Source organism: Streptomyces sp. NBC_01454, from assembly GCF_036227565.1.
Classification (GTDB): Bacteria; Actinomycetota; Actinomycetes; order Streptomycetales; family Streptomycetaceae; genus Streptomyces.
In genome coordinates this window covers 6,847,015-6,866,933 of sequence record NZ_CP109460.1, presented here as the reverse complement: position 1 = coordinate 6,866,933, position 19,919 = coordinate 6,847,015, and the positions used below count along the sequence as shown (strand labels likewise).

General features: G+C 70.8%; 21 protein-coding genes and 7 tRNA genes. 12 read left to right on the top strand and 16 right to left on the bottom strand.

Features of this window, described 5'->3' with window-relative positions; translation table 11 throughout:
* Positions 1 to 48 precede the first annotated feature (48 nt).
* On the top strand, positions 49 to 1,728 hold the full coding sequence (locus OIU81_RS30395; RefSeq protein ID WP_329152938.1) for a hypothetical protein: 1,680 nt from the start codon (positions 49 to 51) through the stop codon (positions 1,726 to 1,728).
* Between the two features lie 70 nt (positions 1,729 to 1,798).
* Positions 1,799 to 3,379 (top strand): IS1182 family transposase, encoded by a 1,581-nt coding sequence (locus tag OIU81_RS30390; RefSeq protein ID WP_329154803.1) that lies wholly within the window; start codon positions 1,799 to 1,801, stop codon positions 3,377 to 3,379.
* A 117-nt stretch (positions 3,380 to 3,496) separates the two neighbouring features.
* On the opposite strand, the gene OIU81_RS30385 is transcribed toward OIU81_RS30390, so the two are convergent.
* The 3 genes from OIU81_RS30385 to OIU81_RS30375 form a co-directional block, all read right to left on the bottom strand.
* Positions 3,497 to 4,705: a YncE family protein gene (locus tag OIU81_RS30385; protein WP_329152936.1), complete on the bottom strand. Its 1,209-nt coding sequence runs from the start codon at positions 4,703 to 4,705 to the stop codon at positions 3,497 to 3,499.
* Positions 4,705 to 5,499 carry a polysaccharide deacetylase family protein gene (locus OIU81_RS30380; RefSeq protein ID WP_443074070.1) on the bottom strand — a complete coding sequence of 265 codons (795 nt, stop codon included), beginning with the start codon at positions 5,497 to 5,499 and terminating at the stop codon, positions 4,705 to 4,707. The genes OIU81_RS30385 and OIU81_RS30380 overlap by 1 nt, the downstream gene beginning before the upstream one ends.
* Positions 5,500 to 5,602: 103 nt before the next feature.
* On the bottom strand, positions 5,603 to 6,160 hold the full coding sequence (locus OIU81_RS30375) for an HIT family protein (RefSeq protein ID WP_329152934.1): 558 nt from the start codon (positions 6,158 to 6,160) through the stop codon (positions 5,603 to 5,605).
* A gap of 61 nt (positions 6,161 to 6,221) precedes the next feature.
* Between OIU81_RS30375 and OIU81_RS30370 the strand changes: the two genes are divergently transcribed.
* The gene (locus OIU81_RS30370) at positions 6,222 to 6,869 is read left to right on the top strand and encodes a potassium channel family protein (RefSeq protein WP_329152933.1); all 648 of its coding nucleotides are present in this window, start codon (positions 6,222 to 6,224) and stop codon (positions 6,867 to 6,869) included.
* A gap of 54 nt (positions 6,870 to 6,923) precedes the next feature.
* Here OIU81_RS30370 and thrS read toward each other — a convergent pair whose 3' ends face one another.
* The 3 genes from thrS to OIU81_RS30355 all read right to left on the bottom strand — a co-directional run bounded on the left by thrS (position 6,924) and on the right by OIU81_RS30355 (position 10,784).
* Positions 6,924 to 8,906: a threonine--tRNA ligase gene (thrS, locus tag OIU81_RS30365; RefSeq protein ID WP_329152931.1), complete on the bottom strand. Its 1,983-nt coding sequence runs from the start codon at positions 8,904 to 8,906 to the stop codon at positions 6,924 to 6,926.
* 112 nt (positions 8,907 to 9,018) lie between these two features.
* Positions 9,019 to 10,197, bottom strand: a complete 1,179-nt coding sequence (locus OIU81_RS30360) for a hypothetical protein (protein ID WP_329152929.1) — start codon at positions 10,195 to 10,197, stop codon at positions 9,019 to 9,021.
* Positions 10,197 to 10,784 (bottom strand): DUF4365 domain-containing protein, encoded by a 588-nt coding sequence (locus tag OIU81_RS30355; RefSeq protein WP_329152926.1) that lies wholly within the window; start codon positions 10,782 to 10,784, stop codon positions 10,197 to 10,199. The genes OIU81_RS30360 and OIU81_RS30355 overlap by 1 nt, the downstream gene beginning before the upstream one ends.
* A 200-nt stretch (positions 10,785 to 10,984) precedes the next feature.
* On the opposite strand from OIU81_RS30355, the gene OIU81_RS30350 reads away from it, so the two are divergent.
* Positions 10,985 to 11,710, top strand: a complete 726-nt coding sequence (locus OIU81_RS30350) for a 3'-5' exonuclease (RefSeq protein ID WP_329155463.1) — start codon at positions 10,985 to 10,987, stop codon at positions 11,708 to 11,710.
* A gap of 114 nt (positions 11,711 to 11,824) precedes the next feature.
* Here the strand turns inward: OIU81_RS30350 and OIU81_RS30345 are convergent.
* The 4 genes from OIU81_RS30345 to OIU81_RS30330 form a co-directional block, all read right to left on the bottom strand.
* Positions 11,825 to 11,896, bottom strand: a tRNA-Val gene (locus tag OIU81_RS30345).
* Between the two features lie 116 nt (positions 11,897 to 12,012).
* Positions 12,013 to 12,474, bottom strand: a complete 462-nt coding sequence (locus tag OIU81_RS30340) for an SRPBCC family protein (protein ID WP_329152925.1) — start codon at positions 12,472 to 12,474, stop codon at positions 12,013 to 12,015.
* Positions 12,475 to 12,561: 87 nt separating this feature from the next.
* Positions 12,562 to 12,633, bottom strand: a tRNA-Val gene (locus OIU81_RS30335).
* 54 nt (positions 12,634 to 12,687) lie between these two features.
* Positions 12,688 to 13,116: a TIGR02611 family protein gene (locus tag OIU81_RS30330; protein ID WP_329152924.1), complete on the bottom strand. Its 429-nt coding sequence runs from the start codon at positions 13,114 to 13,116 to the stop codon at positions 12,688 to 12,690.
* A 190-nt stretch (positions 13,117 to 13,306) separates the two neighbouring features.
* Here OIU81_RS30330 and OIU81_RS30325 point away from each other — a divergent pair, with 190 nt between their 5' ends.
* Together OIU81_RS30325 and OIU81_RS30320 are read left to right on the top strand one after the other, a co-directional pair.
* Positions 13,307 to 13,720 (top strand): SsgA family sporulation/cell division regulator, encoded by a 414-nt coding sequence (locus OIU81_RS30325; RefSeq protein WP_003959770.1) that lies wholly within the window; start codon positions 13,307 to 13,309, stop codon positions 13,718 to 13,720.
* 227 nt (positions 13,721 to 13,947) lie between these two features.
* On the top strand, positions 13,948 to 14,514 hold the full coding sequence (locus OIU81_RS30320; RefSeq protein ID WP_329152923.1) for a CGNR zinc finger domain-containing protein: 567 nt from the start codon (positions 13,948 to 13,950) through the stop codon (positions 14,512 to 14,514).
* Positions 14,515 to 14,569: 55 nt separating this feature from the next.
* Here OIU81_RS30320 and OIU81_RS30315 read toward each other — a convergent pair whose 3' ends face one another.
* Positions 14,570 to 14,725: a hypothetical protein gene (locus OIU81_RS30315; protein WP_006607510.1), complete on the bottom strand. Its 156-nt coding sequence runs from the start codon at positions 14,723 to 14,725 to the stop codon at positions 14,570 to 14,572.
* A gap of 68 nt (positions 14,726 to 14,793) precedes the next feature.
* Complete coding sequence (locus OIU81_RS30310; RefSeq protein WP_329152920.1) at positions 14,794 to 15,255, bottom strand: hypothetical protein; 462 nt, start codon at positions 15,253 to 15,255, stop codon at positions 14,794 to 14,796.
* A gap of 195 nt (positions 15,256 to 15,450) precedes the next feature.
* Here OIU81_RS30310 and OIU81_RS30305 point away from each other — a divergent pair, with 195 nt between their 5' ends.
* Positions 15,451 to 15,978, top strand: a complete 528-nt coding sequence (locus OIU81_RS30305; RefSeq protein ID WP_329152918.1) for a DsbA family protein — start codon at positions 15,451 to 15,453, stop codon at positions 15,976 to 15,978.
* A gap of 31 nt (positions 15,979 to 16,009) precedes the next feature.
* On the opposite strand, the gene OIU81_RS30300 is transcribed toward OIU81_RS30305, so the two are convergent.
* The 3 genes from OIU81_RS30300 to OIU81_RS30290 are packed head-to-tail and all read right to left on the bottom strand — an operon-like array spanning position 16,010 to position 18,746.
* On the bottom strand, positions 16,010 to 16,840 hold the full coding sequence (locus tag OIU81_RS30300; protein ID WP_329152915.1) for a GNAT family N-acetyltransferase: 831 nt from the start codon (positions 16,838 to 16,840) through the stop codon (positions 16,010 to 16,012).
* 35 nt (positions 16,841 to 16,875) lie between these two features.
* Entirely contained in the window at positions 16,876 to 17,700 is an 825-nt protein-coding gene (locus OIU81_RS30295) for an aminotransferase class IV (RefSeq protein WP_329152914.1), read from the bottom strand.
* Positions 17,697 to 18,746: a chorismate-binding protein gene (locus OIU81_RS30290; RefSeq protein ID WP_329155462.1), complete on the bottom strand. Its 1,050-nt coding sequence runs from the start codon at positions 18,744 to 18,746 to the stop codon at positions 17,697 to 17,699. Before OIU81_RS30290 ends, OIU81_RS30295 begins: the two co-directional genes overlap by 4 nt.
* Positions 18,747 to 18,942: 196 nt before the next feature.
* On the opposite strand from OIU81_RS30290, the gene OIU81_RS30285 reads away from it, so the two are divergent.
* The 5 genes from OIU81_RS30285 to OIU81_RS30265 all read left to right on the top strand — a co-directional run bounded on the left by OIU81_RS30285 (position 18,943) and on the right by OIU81_RS30265 (position 19,413).
* Positions 18,943 to 19,015, top strand: a tRNA-Gly gene (locus tag OIU81_RS30285).
* A gap of 35 nt (positions 19,016 to 19,050) precedes the next feature.
* Positions 19,051 to 19,124 (top strand) — tRNA-Cys (locus tag OIU81_RS30280).
* Between the two features lies 1 nt (position 19,125).
* Positions 19,126 to 19,197 (top strand) — tRNA-Val (locus OIU81_RS30275).
* A 38-nt stretch (positions 19,198 to 19,235) separates the two neighbouring features.
* Positions 19,236 to 19,307 (top strand) — tRNA-Val (locus OIU81_RS30270).
* A gap of 34 nt (positions 19,308 to 19,341) precedes the next feature.
* A tRNA-Val gene (locus OIU81_RS30265) sits at positions 19,342 to 19,413 on the top strand.
* 135 nt (positions 19,414 to 19,548) lie between these two features.
* Here the strand turns inward: OIU81_RS30265 and OIU81_RS30260 are convergent.
* Complete coding sequence (locus OIU81_RS30260) at positions 19,549 to 19,854, bottom strand: TFIIB-type zinc ribbon-containing protein (protein WP_329155460.1); 306 nt, start codon at positions 19,852 to 19,854, stop codon at positions 19,549 to 19,551.
* Between the last annotated feature and the right edge of the window lie 65 nt (positions 19,855 to 19,919).

The window sequence follows — 19,919 nt, the reverse complement described above, 5'->3', positions numbered from 1 at the left end:
CTCAGCAGGTGTGCCGTCAGCGGAAGTCGGGAAGAGCCGCATCATCGGATGCGTGCGGTGTGGGGGGCGGTAGTGGCAGACGGCTTCGACTTCAGTCCGGGGGCACAGGTCCCGCTCTCGGGGAGTGCCGGGCAGACGGCGGCGACCCAGGCGCTGGCCTCGGCCGCCTACCGGGACAGCCCGCTCACCGAGATCTCCAAGGCCGACTCCGAGTCCGGCAAGTCCGAGATCAAGAAACCGAAGCTGTCGCTGTTCGCGCCCAACCTCGGCGAGGCGTTCTCGCGTGCGGTCCAGGTGCGGATGCTGGGCGGCGGCCGCGCGGCGCTCATCCAGTCCTTCGGGACCGAACCGCAGACCATCGTCGAGCACTGTCTGTCCGCCACCCGTATCCGCAAGCAGCGCGACATCAAACTGACGCTGCTGATGGTGCTGTTCGGGGTGTTGTTCCTGCCCGGTGTGCTGGTGTGGCTGGGCGTCTTCCAGCTGCGCAAGATGCTCTCCAAGGACGGGGCGGGCGCGGGCCTGTCCCTGATCGGCGGGGTGCTGCTGACCGTGCTGGCCGGCCTCGGCCTGTTCTTCATGGTCAAGCTGCCGCTCAACGGCTTCTGGCCGATGTACGCCCGCGCCGCCGTCGTCGCCCCGATGATCGGCTGGTGGTGGGCCAAGCAGATCTGCGAGAAGACCGCGGCGGCCATGCGCGAGGCCTGGAAGGGGCTGCTGGAGGGCGGCGGCGTGGCCGCGAAGATCCCCGAGGCGGTGCCGCAGGACCCGAACCAGATCGCCGCGGAGACCCTCCGCCAGAATCTCGCCAAAATCTCCGCCGAGCAGACCAGCAATGTCGTCTTCTACGCCGGCCCCAAGGGGATACTCGGCATGGGCACGCGCTGGGGCAGCTGGCAGCTCGCCGAGGAGCTGACGCCGGCACCGGGGACCGCCGAGATCCACCCGTTCCGCAGCTGGGACGTCATCCGGGCGATCCACGACAAGCTGCGGCTGCTGGAGCGCAGTCCGCTGCACACCGGAGGCTTCCCCACGCCTTCCGTGCGCCACTGGGTCGTCTCCCCGGTCGGCGAGAAGGCCGCCGCCGTCACCCGCCCCGAGGGCACCCATGTGGAGGCGTACCAGATCCGCGGCCACGAGATAGAGCGGATCTGCAACGAGCAGCAGTTCGGCAGCGGCAACCGCCACTACCTCGGCGTCCAGTTCGTCCTGTGGGACGGCCAGCTGGTGATCACCCTGATGATCACCGTCACCGTGCTCCACGAGACCCTGCGCATCGAGGTGACCGGCCATGCCCTCGGCCCGGTCAACGGCCTGTTCACCACGAAACCGGAGCCCAAGACCAAGGACGTCGCCAAGGTCATCAAGTTCTGGGAGACCAGGACCCAGCACCTCCCGCTCATCGAGCCGCAGGAGGTGGTCCGGCTCGCCGCCCGGGCCCCGCTGACGTGGTTCCCGCCGGTCCTGGACTTCCTCGGCGGCAAGCTGGCCCTCCCCGAGCCGTTCGGCCTGCGCCACGTCTGGGCCGACAAGCCCTGGCGCCACCGCTTCATGGCCGATGACGCGCTGCGCGCGGCGACCCCGGTGCTGCGTACGGTCCATGCGGCCGCGATGAGCGTCCTGAAGGAGAACGGCGTGAACACCGAGCGCTTCACCAACCGCTCCCTGGTGCTCAGCGGCGTGATCCAGGGCGTGGAACCGCAGAAGGCGGACGAGTACAACGCCTAGAAGACTCATGAAGATCTTGGAGTTCTGGCCCCGCCGCGTGAGCGGCGGGGCCAGACTGCTTGTTGTGGTGATGGGGGAATGGGCCGGGGAGACGGTCGGGCCGGATGTGTGGGAGACCTGCCGGGATTTGATCCCGGCGGGGAGTGTGTTCGCTTTCCTGGCCGAGCATCGCAGCACGCTGTTCGAAGCGGAGATGTTCGCGGACATGTACCCGTCGGCGAACGGGCGGCCGAGTATGCCGCCGCAGATCCTGGCCTCGGCGATCACGCTGCAGGCCCTGCACGGGCTGTCGGACTTCGAGACGGTCCAGGAACTGCGGTGCGACCTGAGGTGGAAGGCAGCCTGCGGACTGGGCCTTCATGACATGGCGTTCGATCCGTCGTTGCTGGCCTACTTCCGCCGCCGGCTGGCCCGTTCCGCCCGGCCGAACCGGGTGTTCGAGGCTGTGCGGGAGGTCGTGAAGGCCACCGGTGTCCTCAAGGGCAAGCACCGCCGGGCGCTGGATTCCACCGTGCTGGATGACGCGGTGGCCACCCAGGACACCGTCACCCAGATCATCGCCGCCATCCGGGCGGTGATCCGGGACGTCCCCGGGGCCGGCGAGGTGGTCGCGGTGCACTGCACCGCGCACGACTACAACGACCCGGGCAAGCCGAGGATCGCCTGGAACGACGAGCAGGCCCGTGCCGACCTGGTCGACGCCCTGGTCGGTGACGCGCTGCGGCTGCTGGGCCACCTGCCCGAGCAGCAGCTCGGCGAGAAGGCCGCGAACGCGGTCGGCATCCTGGCCCTGGTCGCGGGCCAGGACGTGGAGCCCGCCGAGGACTCCGACGGCCGCGACGGGCGCTGGCGCATCACCCAAGGCACCGCACAGAACCGGATGGTCTCCACTGTCGACCCCGAAGCCCGGCACGTGCACAAGACCCGCACCCACCAGCAGGACGGCTTCAAGGCCCACCTCGCCATTGAGCCCGAGACCGGGTTATACACCGCCGTCGCCCTGCGGCCCGGAGCCGGTCCCGAGCACCACGAGGCGATGGTCGGAATCGACCTGCTCACCGACGAGGACGAGCCCGTTGACGCCTTCGGTGACACCGCCTACTCCACAGGTGACGCCCGCCACAGCCTCGAAACCGCCGGTCACCGGCTGTTCCTCAAACCCGCACCGCTGCGGCCCGCCGTCCCTGGCGGCTTCACCCTCGACGACTTCGTCATCGACACCGTCGCCGCCACCGTGACCTGCCCCGCCGGACACACCGTCCCTTTATCCGCTCCCGCCGGGCAGCACCACCAGCGCAAAGCCTCGTTCAAGGACGTGTGCGCCGGATGCCCCCTTCGTGAGCGGTGCACCAAGGCCAAGGCCGGGCGGATCCTGACCATCCGTCCGCACCACGATCTGCTCGCCGCCGCCCGCCAGCAGGCCGCCACCGATCCCGACTGGCAGGCCGACTACCGGCGCTGGAGACCACCGGTCGAACGTGCCGTCGCCTGGCTCGTCCACCACGGCAACCGCAAACTCCGCTACCGCGGCACCATCAAGAACGACACCTGGCTCCACACCCGAGCAGCCGCCCTCAACCTTCGCCGACTGATCAACCTCGGACTCAACCGAACCAACGGAACCTGGCACCTCGCCCCGGCCAGCACATAGCCGGAGGGGCCGCCCGGCCTGCGGCCGAACGACCCCTCAGCAAGATCTTCATGAGTCTTCTAGCCCGGTACGGCCGGACCCGGACCCGGGGCCGGGTCCGGGTCCGGCCGGCCGCCGCTAGCGGAAGATGCCGGTGTGCCCCAGCGAGTAGCGCCCCGGCTGCGGGTAGACCGCCAGACCGTGCGGGCCCTGGCCGACGGGGATCTTGGCGAGGGTCTTGCCGGTACGGGTGTCCAGCGCGTAGACCTCGGAGTTGTACCGGCCGGACAGCCACAGCACCTTGCCGTCGGTGGACAGCCCGCCCATGTCGGGGCTGCCGCCGCCGCGGATGTGCCACTTGTCGACGAGTTCGCCGGTCTTGAAGTCCAGCAGGGAGATGGAGCCCTCGCCCCGGTTGGAGACGTACATGTACCGCGAGTCGCGGCTGACGTAGAGGCCGTGTGCGCCCTTGCCGGTCGGCATCAGCTTCGGCCGGTCGAACGTGTCGCCGTTCATGACCCAGACGCCGTCGGCCATCATGTCGGCGATGTACCAGGTCTTGCCGTCCGGGGAGATCTTGACGTCCTGGGGCATCGCCCCCTCGAACGGCAGCTTCTCCTGGCCGATCACCTTCATCTTCTCGGTGTCGACCTTGAGCAGTTCGCCGGAGAACTCGCAGGAGACGATGAAGTACCGCCCGTCCGGCGAGAAGTCGGCATGGTTGACGCCGGCGCAGGGCACCGGGAGCGTCTTGCGGATCTCCATGGAGTGCGGGTCGCGGAAGACCAGCTGACGGTCCATCGAGGCCATCACGATCGCGTACTTCCCGTTGGGCGTGAAGTAGAGGTTGTACGGATCGTGGACCCTGACGGGCTCGCCGGCCTTGCCGGTGGCGGGGTCGATCGGGGTGAGGTCGTGCCCCCGGTTGTTGTTGACCCAGAGCGTTTTCAGGTCCCAGGAGGGCACCACGTGCTGCGGCTGGATGCCCACCGGGATGGTTTCGATGACCTTGTAGGTCTTCGGGTCGATGACGCTGACCGTGTCGGAGCCGGTGTTGGGGACGTAGATCCGCGAGGGGTAGTCCTTGACCTGCGGGGACAACCGGCCGGGCCGGTCCGCCGCGTAGAGGTCGTGTGCGTTGAGCGGCGGCGGCATCCCCGGCAGGTCGTTCCTGCCGGCCTTGAGCGGTGCGCGTTCGACCGGCCGCCGCTCGGACGCGGAGGGTGCGGCCTTGCCGCCGCCGTCGCAGCCCGCCGCCAGCAGCGCGCAGGCCACCGCGAGCAGCGCGGCGGCCCGGTGGCGTGCGCGCGGGATCCGGCGGTCGTGGGTACGGTTCCGGTCAGCCATCACGTCACTAGCTCCGTTGTCGTCACCGCGCGCAGACCGCGCCGGCGGAGGCCGTCGAGGATCGGGGGCAGCGCGGCCACCGTGCCGGCGTGCCCGAGGTGGAGGCTCACGACCGAGCCCGGTGCGACCGAGTCCAGGACCGTGCGCCGGACGGCCGGGGCACCGGGGTCGTTCGCGTCGAGGGAGTCCACGTCGTAGGACAGGACGTGCGGATAGCCGGCCTTGCGGGCGAGCCTGGTCACCAGCTCCGGGGCCCGTTGCGCCTGGGAGGGGCGGAACCAGCTGCCGATGGTCCCGGTGAGTGCGCGCAGCCGGTCCGCGCACTGGCTGATCTCGGCGTACGCCTCAGCGGCCGGCAGGGCGCAGATGTTGCGGTGGTGCATGGTGTGGTTGCCCAGCTCATGGCCGCCGTCGAGCACCCGGCGGGCCATCGCGGGCTGCTCGTCGAGCCAGTCGCCGATGGCCAGCACGGTGACCCGGGCACCGGCCCGCTCGGCCTCGCCCAGCAGCGCCCTCGCCAGTTCGGGGTCGCCCCTGCCATGGAAGGTCAGCGCGACCGCGTGGCCGTCGCGCGGCCCGTGGGCGATCTCCACGGGCAGACCGGGCACCCGGGTCGGCGGCCGGGCGGCGTGTGCCGGGGCGGGCACGGGATGGCCCGCCCCGGAAGGGCTCGCCCGGCGGACCGGCCCGGCGCCGGGGTCCTCGTCCCGGTGCGGGTCACAGCCCGCGAGCGCGCCGACGGCCGCGGCCGAGGCGGCCGCGCGCAGCACGGAACGGCGATCTAGGGAAGTCACCACCCCATTAGAGGGGCAATTAATCGGAATGAGGGCGATCTATCCGATTCGCCCTGGTGCGTGTCGCCTCGGACGGCGGTCCCGGGGACCGGGCGACGACGCCCTACGCGGGCCAGGCGTCGGCGAGCATCGCCCGTGTGTCGGCGAGAAGTTGGGGCAGCACCTTGGTGTGGCCGACCACCGGCATGAAGTTGGTGTCCCCGCCCCAGCGCGGGACGACGTGCTGGTGGAGGTGGGCCGCGATGCCGGCGCCGGCGACCGTGCCCTGGTTCATCCCGATGTTGAAGCCGTGCGCCCCGGACGCGGTACGCAGCGCGGTCATCGCCCGCTTGGTGAATTCGGCGAGTTCAGCGGTCTCCGGACCGTCCAGATCGGGGTAGTCGGCGACATGCCGGAACGGGACGATCATGAGGTGCCCGCCGTTGTACGGGTACAGGTTCAGCACCGCGTAGACATGCTCACCGCGCGCGATCACGAGGCCGTCCTCGTCCGATTTCTCGGGGATCGTGCAGAACGGACAGCCGTCGCCGGCCCCCGGGCCGGTCGGCTTGTTCTCCCCCTGGATGTAGGCCATCCGGTGGGGCGTCCACAGGCGCTGGAAGGCGTCCTGCGTCCCTACTCCGATCTGCTGCTCCGGCTCGCTTGTCATACGGGCCAGCATATGGCTTCGCCCATTGGCGCCGTGTCGTTGGGGCACCGGGCAGCACCCGCTCCGCGATGCTGTGGCGGTGGACAGCGAGCAGCGACTGTGGGACTGGGAGCAAGCCGCCCAGCCGTATCTCCTTGTCGCCTCGCTGCTCTTCCTCACCTCCTACGCGGTCCGGGTGCTGGTCCCCGACCTCTCTCCCGGCTGGGAGACCTGGTGGGAGCTGGTCACCGCCGTCAGCTGGGGCTTTTTCGTCGCCGAATATCTGGCGCGACTGGCCTACAGCAACGACCGTCGGCACTTCCTGCGCACCCGCTGGCTGGATCTGATCGTGACCGTGCTGCCCCTGCTGCGGCCGCTGCGGATCGTGGACATGCACGAGCGGATGCAGCGGCGCCGGGACCATCCGCAGCTCATCCTCGAAGCACGGGTGATGCTGTACACGGGGCTCACCTCGCTGCTCCTGGGCTTCGCGGCCAGCCTGGCCGTCTACCACGACGAGCGCTCCGCCCCGGGCGCGAACATCCACAGCTTCGGCGACGCGGTGTGGTGGGCCTGCTCGACCCTGACGACGACGGGGTACGGGGACGCCACCCCCGTCACCCCGCGCGGCCGGGTGGTCGCGGTGGGGCTGATGTTCCTCGGGGTGGCGCTGGTCGGCGCGGTAGTGGGCTCCTTCTCCTCCTGGCTGCTGCGTCGCTTCCGGCAGGACGGCGAGACATGACGGGGCCCCGGGAGCGGATCGCTCGCCGGGGCCCCACCGCTCATCTGCCGGGCGTCACACCTGGAGGCGGCGCTCCACGACGTCCAGGATCTCGGCGATCGCCTCGTCCCGCGGAATGCCGTTCTTCTGCGAACCGTCGCGGTAACGGAAGGAGACCGCGCCGGCCTCCATGTCCTCGTCACCGGCGATGACCATGAACGGGACCTTGGACTTCTGCGCGTTGCGGATCTTCTTCTGCATCCGGTCCGAGGAGGCGTCCACCTCGATGCGCAGCCCCTTGGCCTTCGCCTGGGCGGCGAACTCCTGGAGGTAGGGGACGTGGGCGTCACCGATCGGGATGCAGGTCGCCTGCACCGGCGCCAGCCAGGCCGGGAACGCGCCCGCGTAGTGCTCCAGCAGCACGCCGAAGAAACGCTCGATCGAGCCGAAGAGCGCGCGGTGCAGCATGACCGGCTGCTGCTTGGAGCCGTCCGCCGCGGTGTACTCCAGGCCGAACCGCTTGGGCTGGTTGAAGTCGACCTGCAGAGTCGACATCTGCCAGGACCGCCCGATCGCGTCCTTCGCCTGCACCGAGATCTTCGGGCCGTAGTACGCGGCGCCGCCCGGGTCCGGGACCAGCGGCAGGCCCTGCTTCTCGGCAGCCTGGCGCAGCGCCTCGGTGGCCTCCTCCCAGTCCTCGTCCGAGCCGATGAACTTGTCCGACTCCGGGTCGCGGGTGGACAGCTCCAGCTCGAACTCGTTCAGGCCGTAGTCGCGCAACAGGTCGAGCACGAAGGTGAGGAGCGTGTCGAGCTCCTCCGGCATCTGCTCCTTGGTGCAGTAGATGTGCGAATCGTCCTGGGTGAAGCCGCGCGAGCGGGTCAGGCCATGCACGACGCCCGACTTCTCGTAGCGGTAGACCGTCCCGAACTCGAAGAGACGCAGCGGCAGTTCACGGTAGGAGCGGCCGCGGGACTTGAAGATCAGGTTGTGCATCGGGCAGTTCATCGCCTTGAGGCGGTAGTTCTGCTCGTCGAACTCGATGGCCGGGAACATCGACTCGCCGTAGTGCGGCAGATGCCCGGAGATCTCGAAGAGGCGCTCCTTCGAGAGGTGCGGGGTGTTCACGAACTCGTAGCCGGAGACCTCGTGCCGCCGGCGGGAGTAGTCCTCCATCACCTTGCGGACGACGCCGCCCTTGGGGTGGAAGACGGCGAGGCCCGGGCCGAGCTCCTCCGGGAAGGAGAACAGATCCAGCTCCGACCCCAGCTTGCGGTGATCGCGCTTCTCGGCCTCGGCGAGGAACTCCAGATGCGCCTTGAGCTCGTCCTTGGTCGGCCAGGCGGTGCCGTAGATCCGCTGGAGCTGCTTGTTCTTCTCGCTGCCGCGCCAGTACGCGGCGGCCGAGCGCATCAGCTTGAACGCCGGGATGGCGCGGGTGTTGGGCAGGTGCGGGCCGCGGCAGAGGTCCTTCCAGCACAGCTCGCCGGTCTTGCCATCGAGGTTGTCGTAGATGGTCAGCTCGCCGGCGCCGACCTCGGCGGAGGCGCCCTCGGCGGCGTCCGCGGCGGAGCCCTTGAGCCCGATCAGTTCGAGCTTGTACGGCTCGTCCGCCAGCTCCTCGCGCGCGGCGCCATCGCTGACCGCCCGGCGCGCGAACTTCTGCCCGCGCTTCTGGATCTCCTGCATCTTCTTCTCGATGCGCTTGAGATCGTCCGGGTGGAAGGGGGTCTCGACGTCGAAGTCGTAGTAGAAGCCGTCCTTGATCGGCGGGCCGATGCCGAGCTTCGCCTCCGGGAACAGCTCCTGCACGGCCTGCGCCATCACATGCGCGGTGGAGTGCCGCAGGATGTTCAGACCGTCCTCGGAGGTGATGTCGACGGGCTCGACCTCGTCGCCGTCGGCGATCTCGTACGCGAGGTCCTTCAGCTGCCCGGCCACTCGCGCGGCGACGACACTGCGCTCACCCTGGAAGAGGTCGGCGGCCGTAGTGCCCGTGGTCACCACGCGTTCTTCCCGCTCGGAATCGCGTGGAACGGTCACACGGACGTCTGACACCGGTCTCTCCTGACTCATGTCTCTTGCGCGTCAGCGATTGCTGCGCAGCAGAATCGTACCGAGCCTGCGGACCGGACCGCGAAACGGTTTCACCACCCCCGCGCGCAGGCGCTCAGTCCTCCGCGCCGCAGGCCTCCTCGAAGAAGTCGAGATTCTCCTGGAGGGACTTCAGCAGCCGGTCCCGCTCGGCCTCGTCGACCTGTACGGGCGTGACATCGCGGCCGCCGGTGATCCGGCGGAACCCGCCCCGGCTCTCCAGCCGCCCGGTCACCCGCACCGGCAGCCCCACCAGATGCGCATGCCCGGCGATGCGGTAGTCCTCCTCCCCCAGCGCGACCCGCACCTGCACCACGTCCGCACCGGTGATCACCCGCAGCCGCACCGTGCCGGGCCCGCCCGGGCGCTCCCTGCGCAGCCGTACCACCGCGCCGGTCACCCGCACCGGCAGCGACGGCTCCGCCCGCACGTACCGCTGGGCGGCCTGCTGCAGCGCGGGCAGATCGCCGGGCGAGAACTCCACCGCTTCGGGCCGGGCCGGACAGCCGGCCGGGGCGCCGGCGCCCGGTGACCACTCGACCGAGACCCGCGCCCCTTCCGCGTCCCGCACCAGCGCGATCAGCGCCTGGACCAGCTCATGGCAGACGCCCAGCGCGACCGCCGCGTCGAACGCCTCCATCCCGCCGGTGGCCCGCTGGTAGTCGGTGGCGTCCCGGGCCGCGTGCAGCGCCCGCTGCAACCCGGCGACCGCACCGCGCCCCCCGCGTACCGGGACGAACGCGGTCAGCCGGCGCTCGGCCACCGCCGGACCGACCAGCACCTCGCCCAGGAACGCCTCGGCCTGCCGCCGGTGCCGGGCGCCGTAGTAGCCGGCCCGGCCGTACGTCCCCAGCGCCCCGGCGACCAGCATCGAGCGGGCCGCCCCGCGCAGTTGCTCCTGCGCCGCCCAGTGCGCGGCCCCCGAGCCGCCGTCGGGGACCGCGCGCTCCCAGCGCACCTCGTCACTGGGCACCGCGAGCCCCATCAGCACCTCGCGGGCGGAGGGCGCGGCGCTCTGCGCCAGCGCCGCCAGCGCCTCCGCGAGCAGCTCCCCGCTGTCGGGGAAGCGGCGGTCGTGCGGCACCAGCAGGCTGGTGCCGGCCGCGCCGCCGGGCGGCGTCCACCGGGCGTAGTGGCCGGCGGCCCCGCCCCGGCGACGCCAGCCGTGCCGCGCCAGCAGCGCGCCGAGCACCGCCGGGTCGAGCTGCGCGGGATCCAGCAGCCGCGCATCGTGATCATCGGTCGGCCGGTACATCAGGGTCTCCCTCCCGCCCCGACCCGCGTCATGATCTCGCAGAGCGCGCGGTCGTCGAAGATCCGCGTGGTCGGAATCCGCACGGTGGTCCTGCGCCGGCCGGTCACCGGGTGGCCGGCCAGATTGATCCAGTAGCAGCAATGCCGCAGTTCGAGACGGTCGTGCGAGGCCCTCAGCCAGTCCTCCTGGGTCCGCGGGACCAGCATCACGACCAGGATCTTGTGCACCGTGACGGGGGTACGGGCCAGCTTCACCAGATGGTCGTTGTCGAGGGTGAAGGCGAAGGTCGGCCCCGGCGGGCGGGGTGCGGTCTGGTAGGTGCACTTGAGCTGCACCTTGATGGTGACCTCGTCGTCGACGGTGTGGCCGGGCGCGCCATGGCTGACGTGCCAGTCGATTCCGTTGTCCGGGAAGGGCTGCGCCAGCGAGCATCCGGAGGCGGCGGCGACCGCGTGCAGATATCCCACCTGAAGGGTCTCCATACAGGCGGTGGTCGCGAGTCCGCCGCGCTGCGGGGTGATGGCGGGCTGGGGGTACCTCCCGCTTGCGGGGGACAGCCCGCCCGGTTCGGGCTGCGCGAGCGTCATCGCTCAAGGCCTTCCGGGCTGTACCGATCGATGAGTGGGGCCGACGGGCAGGGGGCTCCTCCGCGCCGGCCCGTCCCTCTGGTTGTCTCCCCGTCAAGTGGTCCGCAAACAAGGACGGTTCGACCACCGGGCCGCTCGGGTATCACCAGGTCGGGATGGCGCGCACGTCATCCGCTGTACGAGCGCGAGGAGTTGGGATGATGCCGTGCTGGTATGACGGTCCGCTTGCCGCCTTCGACACCGAGACCACGGGCATCGACGTCGAGCGGGACCGCATCGTCTCCGCCGCCCTGGTGGTCCAGGAGACCCCGCGCTCCGCGCCCCGGGTCACCCGCTGGCTGATCAACCCGGGCGTCGCGATACCCGAGGCCGCGACGGCCGTGCACGGCCTGACGGCCGACCATCTCGCCCTGCACGGCCGCTGGCCGGCGCCGGTGCTGGAGGAGATCGCGCGCGCCCTGGCCGCCCAGTCGGTGGCCGGCCGCCCGCTGGTCGTGATGAACGCCCCGTTCGACCTCACCCTTCTGCAACGCGAGTTGAGGCGGCACCGCGCCAGCTCGCTCGACGCCTACCTGGGCGGCCATCCGCTGCGCGTCCTGGACCCCCGGGTCCTCGACAAACACCTGGACCGCTACCGCAAGGGCCGCCGGACGCTCACCGATCTGTGTGCGCATTACGAGATCGAGCTGACCGACGCCCATGAGGCCGCCGCCGACGCGCTCGCCGCACTCCTGGTCGTCAGGGCCCTGGGCCACCGCTTCGCCGACCGCCTGGAGGGGCTGCACCCGGCCGAGCTGCACACCCGCCAGGCCGTCTGGCACGCGGCACAGGCCCGTGGACTTCAGGCGTGGTTCGCCCGCAGCGGCAGCCCCGAGACCGTCGATCCCCATTGGCCGGTGCGACCGGATCTCCCTGCCGCGGCCTGATTGCCCCTCAGCGATTTCCGGGCCCGGCCGGCAAAGCCTGGCGGGAATTCCCGGACGGCGTTCTCCAACAAAAAGAACCGGACCGCCTTTTGGCGGCCCGGTTCCTGATCCCGGTGGGCGATACTGGGTTCGAACCAGTGACCTCTTCGGTGTGAACGAAGCGCTCTCCCACTGAGCTAATCGCCCGGGTGTCGGCGGGGCTCCCCCCGCGAACGAGCAGAACAATACAGTCCTCTCGGGCCCGGCATCAAATTCCTCTTCCCGGGCGCCCCCGGGCCGTCCTCCGGGGCGCCCGGCGCGGCTCATCCACGGGCCAGCCAGGCGGCCAGGCCGCGCCGCCCGGCCCGCATCATCAGCGCGTGGTTGGCGAGGAAGGCCGGCCGCCCCAGCAGCGCGAACCGCCGCAGCAGCGGCCTGCAGAGCTCGACGTCCTGCTCGAAGACGACACGGGTGCCGCCCGCCCCGGGCACCACCGTCCAGCGCGCCCAGCCGGCCAGATCCCCGCGCATCGCGATCTCCAGCGTCCCGCTGCCGGGGTCCCGTACCCGCTCGCTCGCCACCACCGTCAGGTCGTAGGGCAGCAGGGACCGGAACCGGACGATCCCGCTGCGGTCGTCGAGCGGGGTCACCTCGCGGACCTGTGGCCACCAGCACGGGTAGGCCTCGGCGCGTTCGAGGACCGCATAGACGACGGTCGGCGACGCGGGGAGCAACCAGACGGTGCGGAAGCGGTAGCGATGCAGACGGCGTGACCAGTCAGACATGATCCCAGTGTGCGCCCCCGGGACGGCGCACCCGTCCAACAAGCGCGACGGCCCGGAGACTTGAAGTCTCCGGGCCGTCGTCCGGGGTGGGCGATACTGGGTTCGAACCAGTGACCTCTTCGGTGTGAACGAAGCGCTCTCCCACTGAGCTAATCGCCCGGGCGCACGGCCAACATTACCCCACGCCGACAGGCACTTCTGACCATTTCCCGGTCACTCGGAAACGTTCCACGGCATCGCGAGGCCGAACTTCCACACATAGACCGCGAGCGCCGCCGCGATGATCACCAGGCCGATGACGGTCAGAATGATGTTGCGCCGGCGCACCTTGGGGTCGAGCGCCTTGTGGGCCGCTTCGGTGACCTTGTGCTTGGTCCAGCGCAGCACCAGCTGGGCCCAGACGAACTCCGTCGCCCAGATCGCCATACCGCCGAAGATCACCAGCCAGCCCGGTCCCGGCAGCGGCAGCATGATCACGCCGGCCACGACGACCGCGAGTCCGACGACGAAGACTCCGACCTGCCAGCTCAGGTGCAGCGGCCGGGAGCGCTTGATGAAGTGCGGCGCTCTGGAGCCGAGCGGCTGCCCGGCCGGAGCGTCCTCCTCCAGGGTTCCCGACCCCCCGTTACTCTGCGTATTCATGCACCCAAACTTACCGGAAGGTGCGGGTTCGCCGGAATTACCGACGAGGACGATCTCGCAATCCGCCGGAAGAGGTACCTGAAGCCACCCAAAACCGTCAGAGGGGTTTACAACGGCACCGTAGGTGGCATGTCGATTTCGCCGACGTGCGAATCCCCGAGCGCACACTGAGCGAAAGGCCCTGGCGCTTATGAACACCACGGTCAGCTGCGAGCTGCACCTGCGCCTCGTTGTGTCGAGCGAGTCCTCACTGCCTGTACCCGCGGGCCTGCGGTATGACACGGCCGATCCCTATGCCGTGCATGCCACCTTCCACACCGGAGCCGAGGAAACCGTCGAATGGGTATTCGCCCGCGACCTCCTCGCCGAGGGCCTGCACCGGCCCACGGGCACCGGAGACGTCCGCGTATGGCCGTCCCGGAGCCACGGACAGGGCGTGGTGTGCATCGCCCTGAGTTCCCCGGAGGGCGAAGCCCTGCTCGAGGCGCCCGCGCGGGCTCTCGAGTCGTTCCTCAAAAGGACCGATGCCGCCGTACCGCCCGGTACGGAGCACCGGCATTTCGATCTCGACACCGAGCTCTCCCACATCCTTGCGGAGAGCTGAGACGCAGACCGGTTACCGAAAGCACTCACCCGCTCACACTTGCGTCCGTCCGACTCGGGGAGACGGCGCAGGACCGACAAGTTCATACGGCACACTTCGGCGTCGTCGCCGCGGACCCACCGCGGAGTCGGCGCTGAAGCTTGTTCGAAGCGCTAGAGTCGGCGACCATTCGGCAACCACACCAGGGGCGGCACCCGTCCGGCCCCACCCTGCCAGGGAGCGGAACCGTGATGATCACCCATGACACCCGGTGCGCACTGGACGCGGTCGTCGATCTGCTGAACACCGCTCCGGAGGGCGAATCGCCCGGAGCGCCCGACAGTCTGACCGATCTTGCGGCCCTCGGGGACTTCGTGCGCCGCAACGGCATCAGTGATGTGGGCACGCTCGGTGCGGGGGATCTGACGGCCGTGCGGTCCCTGCGGGCGCGGTTCGCGCAGATCTTCGCGGCGGGCGACGACCGCACCGCGGCCGAACAGCTGAATTCGCTGGTCGCCTCGGCGGGCACCACCCCACGGCTGACCGATCACGACGGGTTCGACTGGCACGTCCACTACTTCGCGCCGGGCGCCTCGGTCGCCGAGCACCTGGCCGCGGACGGCGGGATGGCGCTGGCGTTCCTCGTCGTGGGCGGGGAGCGCGAGCGGCTGCGGCACTGTGAGGCTCCGGACTGCCGGCATGCCTTCGTCGACCTCTCCCGCAATCGCTCGCGGCGCTACTGCGACAGCCGCACCTGCGGAAACCGGCTGCACGTCGCGGCCTACCGGGCACGGCGGCGGGAGGCCGCGGGCTGAGCCGCTGCCGCGGGGCCCGCCCGGATCGGCCCCGCTCCGCGGCGCACCGGCGGCCTCACAGGATGTAGAGGTCATGCACGGCGCCGAGGAGGAGCAGAAAGCCGATCACGGCGAGGAAGAGCATCAGCGGCGGCTGGGACAGCGCGAACAGGCAACCGCGCGGTTCGGGGGACGGGGCGTCGTCTTGGGCGAGGGCGCACTCATCGTTCATCTCGCGCGCATCATGGCGCAGATGATCGCCCGGGTACGCCCGATCGGCGCCTCAGCAGCGGTAGTTCATCAGATCCCGTGCTTTTTCAGGATCGCTTCGATGTCCGAGAAGTCATCCTTGGGTGCACCGCCCTTGTCCGGAGCGGCCTTCCCCTTGGCGGCCGGCTGCGCGGCGGGGCGGCCCGCGCCGAGGGAGGGGACGGAGGCGGCCGGGGCCACCGCGTCGGGCCGGGCCGCCGACGCGGCCTTGCGCTCCTTGCGGCTGCCGATCCCGCCCCTGCGGCGCTCCGCCGCCCGGCCGACGGCGAACAGCACGAACGAGAGCGCGAGCACGCCGAAGCCGGCCCAGACCGTGGGCTTGAAGACGATGCCGGTGACCCAGTCGATGACGCCCGTCATCACCAGGCCGATGGGGATCAGGGAAAAGGCGGCGATGCGGGTCGCGGCCAGGAACCGCTTGCGGTATGCCGTGATCGCGGCGATGCCCAGGCCCGCTGCCGACACCGCGGCACAGACGGTCGAGGTCAGCATCCGGTCCTCCTGCCGATGGATGGGTGAGCAGGCACTCTGCTCCCTTCCATCCTGCCTTGTCCGCACCCGCGCGGGCCACGTTCCGGCACGTCCTCAGGGACATCTCCGGGTTGCGCTCCTTCGCAGGTCCCGGTTCGGGCACCCGCCGGGGTACCTCCCGGCGTGGGCCGCGGGAGGGCTGGAAGACTGGCCTCCATGAACGACACCCCCTCCGCCGCCGCCCGTCCCGTCCGCCCCGTGCTGGACGTGTGGTGCGAGCTTCAGTGCCCCGACTGTCACGCCGCCCTGGAGGACCTGCGGGCGCTGCGGGCGCGCTACGGCGACCGGCTGGACATCCGGCTGCGCCACTTCCCCCTCCCCAAGCACCAGCACGCCTACGCCGCCGCCCAGGCCGCCGAGGAGGCCGTGGAGCAGGGGCAGGGGTGGCCCTACATCGAGGCGGTGCTGGCGCGCAGCGAGGAGCTCGGCAAGCGCGGCGAAAAGCTGCTGATGGAGGTCGCCGCGGAGCTGGGGCTGGACGCCGAGGAGCTGGACACCGCGCTGATCGACGGGCGGCACCTGCTGATCGTCGACGCGGACCAGGCCGAGGGCAAGGCGATCGGGGTGACCGGGACCCCGACGTATGTGATCGGCGGCGAGCGGCTGGACGGCGGGACGAGCCAGGAGGGGCTGCGGGCCCGTATCGAGGAGATCGCCGACCGGCTGCTGGCGGAACAGGGCTGAGCCCGGCCTCGGCGGAGCCCGCCGGGCGCCGTCACAGGATCGGCTTCCAGAGCAGATAGCCGGTGGGCCGGTAGCGCAGCGAGGTGTAGAGGCCGAGCGCGGGCGCGTTGTCCGCGTAGACGTTCAGTCCGAGGGTGGCGCGGCCGGCGGCCAGGCTCTCGCGCTCGGCGACCAGCATCAGGGTGCGGCCGTGCCCGTGGCCGCGGTGTCCGGGCGCGACCTGCACGTCGACCACATAGCCGCCGGGCTGGTCCGGCATCCGCAGGGCGACCCAGATGCTGCCGACGTCCGCGCCGCCGTGGGCCAGGATGCGCAGCGCCTGGTAGGGCGTGGCGGCGCCCTCGGGAAGCAGGGCGCGATGGCCGGCGGCGGAGGCCTCCTCGGCGCGGGCCCGGGACATCCCCTGGGCCAGCTGCGTACGGAGGTGCTCGGCGAGCGCGGCCTCCCGCCAGGCCGGGTACTCCTCCTCGCCCAGTGCCCGGTCGCTGCTGCCGTCGGGCAGCCGGGGCGGTCCGGTGAGGGGCTTGCTCATCGTGCGGCTGCGCTCGGTGTAGCCCAGCGTCGCCGCGAGCCGCCGGGCGGCCGTGGCGCCGGCCGGTACCGTCAGCTCGATCTGCCGGCACCCCCAGCCGCGCAGCACCTCCTCCGCGGCGAGCGCGGCGACCGTGGCGCGGCCGCGGTGCCGGTCCGCCGCGTCGATGCCCAGGTCCGTGATCCGGCCGGCCGTGGGGCCGAACCGGGCGTCGGTGGTCAGCCGGATCCCGCCGACCCGGCGGCTGTTGACGCAGATGTCGTACGGGCGCGCCCGGCCCCCGTCGTCGTGCCGCTCTTCCGGTCCCGCGGGCCGCAGCGTTGTGGTCACGAGGACTTTCTACCCGCCGGCGCGCGCCGGCGTCATCACCGCGGATCGAAGTCGGCGGCCGACTGCTCGTCGAAGATCCGCATGGCTTCCGCGGTCACCGGGCCGGGCCCGTCGGGGAGTTGGCGGCCGTCGATCCGGGTCACGGCCTGGACGTCGCGCAGGGTGGAGGTCAGGAAGATCTCCTCGGCGCGCTCCAGGGCGTCCAGCGGGAGATCGGTCTCCTTGGCGCCGGCCCAGCTGATCGTCAGGGCGCGGGTGATGCCCGCCAGACAGCCGGAGTGCAGCGGCGGGGTGTGCAGTTCGCCGTCCAGGACGACGAAGACGTTGGAGCCGGTGCCCTCGCAGAGCGCCCCGACGGTGTTGGCGAACAGCGCCTCGGAGGCGCCCTGTTCCCGCGCGCGGGCCAGGGCGACGACGTTCTCGCCGTAGGAGGTCGTCTTCAGGCCGGTGAGCGCGCCGCGCTCGTTGCGGGTCCACGGGACGGTGACGGCGGCCGTGGTGTCGGGGCGGCGGGCGGTCTCGGACAGCGCGATGACCAGCGTGGGGCCGGCGTCGCCGCGGTCCGAGCCGAGCGGGGAGACACCGCCGGTGTAGGTGAGCCGCAGCCGGCCCAGGGCCATCGGGTTGGCCGCCATGACGGCCTCGCAGCCGCGCCGTACCTCGTCGAGGTCGGGATCGGGCAGGCCGAGTCCGCGGGCGGAGGTGGTCAGCCGCTCCAGATGGCGGGTGAGGGCGAAGGCCCGGCCGTGGTCGGCCTTGATGGTCTCGAAGACCCCGTCGCCGACCGTCAGCCCGTGGTCGAAGACCGAGACCCGGGCGCCTTCGGCGTCCCGCAGTCCTCCGTCGAGCCAGATCTTCATCGCGTACCTCCACTCGCCTCGTGCGCGCCCGACGCTACCGCGAGCAGCCTGCGCGCCTTCAACTCCGTCTCCGCCCACTCCCGCTCCGGGTCGGAATCCCAGATGATCCCGGCGCCGGCCCCGAAGCGCAGCACCGGTCCGCCGGGCGGGGTGCGGTCGATCCAGAACGTGCGGATGCCGACCGACAGCTCACCGGTGCGGCGGTCCGCGTCGACCCAGCCGATGCCTCCGCAGTACGGGCCGCGGGGCGCGGTCTCCAGCTCGTCGATGATCCGCAGGGCGCTGGACTTGGGGGCGCCGGTGACCGACCCGGGCGGGAAGGTGGCGTCCAGCAGATCCGCCCAGGCGGTCTTCTCATTCTCCTCGGCCAGTTCACCGCGCACCGTGGAGACGAGGTGGACGAGGCCGGGGTGCTCCTCGATGGCGCACAGTGCCGGGACGGTGACGGTGCCGGTGGCGCAGACCCGGCCGAGATCGTTGCGGACCAGGTCCACGATCATCACGTTCTCCGCCCGGTCCTTCGCCGAGAGGTCCGCCGCGGTCCGGCCGGTGCCCTTGATCGGCCCGGAGTCGATCGTGCGCCCGTCGCGCCGCAGATAGAGCTCCGGGGAGGCGCCGGCGATCTCGACCCCGTGGCCGGGCAGCCGGATCGTGCCCGCGTACGGCGCCGGGTTCCCGCGGGCCAGCACGGCGGACAGCGCGTCGACATCGGCGCTGCCGGGATCGGGCAGCGGTGCGGTCAGGACCCGGCAAAGGTTCACCTGGTAGACGTCGCCGGCCGCGATGTGTTCACGGATGCGCCGCACGCCGCCGGTATAGGCGTCGCGGTCCAGGGAGCTGGTCCAGGCGCCGGGGGCGGGGCCGCGCCAGCCGCCGGGGGCGGGCTCGTCGGCGGCGGTGGCCGGCCGTACGTCGCCGAAGCGGGCGCAGACCACGGCGCCCTCGAAGTCGGCGGCCACCGCCCACCAGCCCGAGGAGTCCAGAGCTGCGGGATCACTGGTCACATCGCGCAGGTCGGTGGCTATCAGGCCGCCGAAGCGGGCCATGGGAGCGAAGTCGTGCACGTCAGCGAGTCTATGGCGGCGGCCCGGACCCCGCCTGTGCCGGGCGGGTCGGCGCAGCACGCTGCACAAACGCGTTTTTGTACTGGCCCCGGAATCCGCTAGAGTTCAACACGTCGCCGGGACGCGAGAGCGCCCCGGGGGCCGAGTAGCTCCCGGACGTAGTCTGGGAGAGACACCTGCGGACGTAGCTCAGTTGGTAGAGCACCACCTTGCCAAGGTGGATGTCGCGAGTTCGAGTCTCGTCGTCCGCTCGATGTGGGGGATCTTCCCGAACCCCCTCACTCCTGGTGGAGTGGCCGAGAGGCGAGGCAACGGCCTGCAAAGCCGTCTACACGGGTTCAAATCCCGTCTCCACCTCCAAGGACGATTAGCTCAGCGGGAGAGCGCTTCCCTGACACGGAAGAGGTCACTGGTTCAATCCCAGTATCGTCCACTGGATCCCCGACTGTGCTTGACCGGGGAATCCGTCCCGCGCGATTAGCTCAGCGGGAGAGCGCTTCCCTGACACGGAAGAGGTCACTGGTTCAATCCCAGTATCGCGCACGCAGCTGCGGATCTTCGTGATCCGCGGTCCCGAGGACGATTAGCTCAGCGGGAGAGCGCTTCCCTGACACGGAAGAGGTCACTGGTTCAATCCCAGTATCGTCCACACCTGATCGAGGGCCGGAGCATTTCGCTCCGGCCCTCGGTCGTTTTCCGGGGCCGGACCGGTCGGGACAAAGCCGGTCGGGTCCATGCCTGTCAGAAGGGGCCGGTCAGAAGGGGCCGGTCGGAAGGAGACCGGTCAGGACGAGAAGAGCATGTGGCCGAAGCTGCGGTGGTGACTCTGGTGGCCGTGGTGACTCTGGTGACCGTAGTGACTCTGGTGACCGTGGTGGCCCTGGTGCGGGGCTCCCCAGGCGGGGGCGGCCGGGTAGGCCTGTGGGGCGGGCGGCGGCGGGGGCTGCTGGATCCACTGGGATTCGAGACGGCTCAGGGCCTCCAGTTCGCCGTAGTCCAGGAAGATCCCCCGGCAGCCGGCGCACTGCTCGATCTGGACGCCATTGCGGTGGTATGTGTGCATCGGTGCATGGCACTTGGGGCACTGCATCGTGGGCTTCACTCCCGCTCATCCGTCACTGCTCGCCGCGGCGCCCGCGGAACGGCCTGCCGGCG

Coding starts and splice junctions, on each gene's coding strand:
- OIU81_RS30395 (WP_329152938.1), top strand. CDS start 49: ATGCGTGCGGTGTGGGGGGCGGTAGTGGCAGACGGCTTCGACTTCAGT.
- OIU81_RS30390 (WP_329154803.1), top strand. CDS start 1,799: ATGGGGGAATGGGCCGGGGAGACGGTCGGGCCGGATGTGTGGGAGACC.
- OIU81_RS30385 (WP_329152936.1), bottom strand. CDS start 4,705: ATGGCTGACCGGAACCGTACCCACGACCGCCGGATCCCGCGCGCACGC.
- OIU81_RS30375 (WP_329152934.1), bottom strand. CDS start 6,160: ATGCTGGCCCGTATGACAAGCGAGCCGGAGCAGCAGATCGGAGTAGGG.
- OIU81_RS30360 (WP_329152929.1), bottom strand. CDS start 10,197: ATGTACCGGCCGACCGATGATCACGATGCGCGGCTGCTGGATCCCGCG.
- OIU81_RS30355 (WP_329152926.1), bottom strand. CDS start 10,784: ATGACGCTCGCGCAGCCCGAACCGGGCGGGCTGTCCCCCGCAAGCGGG.
- OIU81_RS30350 (WP_329155463.1), top strand. CDS start 10,985: ATGCCGTGCTGGTATGACGGTCCGCTTGCCGCCTTCGACACCGAGACC.
- OIU81_RS30340 (WP_329152925.1), bottom strand. CDS start 12,474: ATGTCTGACTGGTCACGCCGTCTGCATCGCTACCGCTTCCGCACCGTC.
- OIU81_RS30330 (WP_329152924.1), bottom strand. CDS start 13,116: ATGAATACGCAGAGTAACGGGGGGTCGGGAACCCTGGAGGAGGACGCT.
- OIU81_RS30325 (WP_003959770.1), top strand. CDS start 13,307: ATGAACACCACGGTCAGCTGCGAGCTGCACCTGCGCCTCGTTGTGTCG.
- OIU81_RS30315 (WP_006607510.1), bottom strand. CDS start 14,725: ATGAACGATGAGTGCGCCCTCGCCCAAGACGACGCCCCGTCCCCCGAA.
- OIU81_RS30310 (WP_329152920.1), bottom strand. CDS start 15,255: ATGCTGACCTCGACCGTCTGTGCCGCGGTGTCGGCAGCGGGCCTGGGC.
- OIU81_RS30305 (WP_329152918.1), top strand. CDS start 15,451: ATGAACGACACCCCCTCCGCCGCCGCCCGTCCCGTCCGCCCCGTGCTG.
- OIU81_RS30295 (WP_329152914.1), bottom strand. CDS start 17,700: ATGAAGATCTGGCTCGACGGAGGACTGCGGGACGCCGAAGGCGCCCGG.
- OIU81_RS30290 (WP_329155462.1), bottom strand. CDS start 18,746: ATGGCCCGCTTCGGCGGCCTGATAGCCACCGACCTGCGCGATGTGACC.
- OIU81_RS30260 (WP_329155460.1), bottom strand. CDS start 19,854: ATGCAGTGCCCCAAGTGCCATGCACCGATGCACACATACCACCGCAAT.